The organism is Acinetobacter sp. 1000160 (assembly GCF_000588715.1).
In the GTDB taxonomy this organism is placed as follows: domain Bacteria; phylum Pseudomonadota; class Gammaproteobacteria; order Pseudomonadales; family Moraxellaceae; genus Acinetobacter; species Acinetobacter courvalinii.
Map to the genome: position 1 here is coordinate 1 of NZ_JFWP02000034.1, position 572 is coordinate 572.

4 tRNA genes are annotated in these 572 nt (G+C 52.1%); all 4 read left to right on the forward strand.

Annotation, left to right across the window (positions count from 1 at the left end):
- The first annotated feature begins 92 nt into the window (after nt 1-92).
- The 4 genes from J699_RS00025 (at nt 93) to J699_RS00010 (ending at nt 572) form a co-directional block, all read left to right on the forward strand.
- Nucleotides 93-169, forward strand: a tRNA-Asp gene (locus J699_RS00025).
- 43 nt (nt 170-212) lie between these two features.
- Nucleotides 213-289 (forward strand) — tRNA-Asp (locus J699_RS00020).
- A gap of 101 nt (nt 290-390) precedes the next feature.
- A tRNA-Val gene (locus J699_RS00015) sits at nt 391-466 on the forward strand.
- Nucleotides 467-513: 47 nt separating this feature from the next.
- A tRNA-Asp gene (locus J699_RS00010) sits at nt 514-572 on the forward strand.

Here is a 572-nt window from a genome sequence, read left to right on the forward strand (position 1 = left end):
TAGCTCAGTTGGTAGAGCGTCTGCCTTACAAGCAGAATGTCGGCGGTTCGATCCCGTCAGCGCCCACCAAGCCTTTACGTTAAGACTCAAGTGCAGCGGTAGTTCAGTTGGTTAGAATACCGGCCTGTCACGCCGGGGGTCGCGGGTTCGAGCCCCGTCCGCTGCGCCACTTAAGTTTTAATAGTCGTTTGCTATGATTGCAAAATTATCGTGCAGCGGTAGTTCAGTTGGTTAGAATATCGGCCTGTCACGCCGAGGGTCGCGGGTTCGAGCCCCGTCCGCTGCGCCATTCTCTTGATTCCCTGTTCAAGAGGGTGATAATGTAAGACACTACGCACTCCGTTTGTCTTGCGTCATAAAAATTGATATTCAATCAATTTTTATTCCTCAGGGCGCTTAGCTCAGTTGGTAGAGCGTCTGCCTTACAAGCAGAATGTCGGCGGTTCGATCCCGTCAGCGCCCACCATAATTTGTGACATTTACTTCTCTATGGAAGTAATACAGTGCAGCGGTAGTTCAGTTGGTTAGAATATCGGCCTGTCACGCCGAGGGTCGCGGGTTCGAGCCCCGTC